This window comes from Halolamina salina (assembly GCF_042678005.1).
In the GTDB taxonomy this organism is placed as follows: Archaea; Halobacteriota; Halobacteria; order Halobacteriales; family Haloferacaceae; genus Halolamina; species Halolamina salina.
Genome location: NZ_JBHUDH010000107.1, coordinates 1 through 421 on the forward strand (window position 1 = coordinate 1; position 421 = coordinate 421).

At 71.3% G+C, this 421-nt stretch carries 1 protein-coding gene; it reads left to right on the forward strand.

Translation table 11 applies throughout. The features are described 5' to 3' along the window. Window positions 1–220: 220 nt before the first annotated feature. Window positions 221–421, forward strand: a 201-nt coding sequence (locus ACFR9S_RS09605) for a hypothetical protein (RefSeq protein ID WP_379818506.1), incomplete at its 3' end; no start/stop codon positions are given.

The window sequence follows — 421 nt, forward strand, 5'->3', positions numbered from 1 at the left end:
TCCGAACGTCGCCGGGATCGCCGCGCTCGCCGTCCCGTCCGTGCTCTGAGTCGGGGACGCGGCGCCGCTCTTCGGCAGCGCTCGACCCCCGGTATTGGACGACTAACGGACGCGCCACACGAGGCCCGAACAGCCGAAAATTGGCGGAATTTCTGGCCTGCGCCGGTCGTGGAGGAATTACTGCGGGCCGCTTATGTGGATGGGAGGTGACGTTAGGAGCATGGCTGAGGATGGGACCCCCGACGGTCGACCAGTGTTGGGGACGCTGCTCGACCCCGCGGGGGACACACAGGCACGCGAGCTCTCCTTCGCGCTGGCCCGAGAGGCCGGCACGCCGGTCCGCCTGCTCGCGCCACAGCGTGCGCCGGACGCACAGACGGCGCCGGTGCCGGCGACGTCGGCCGACGGCCCGCCGGTCCAG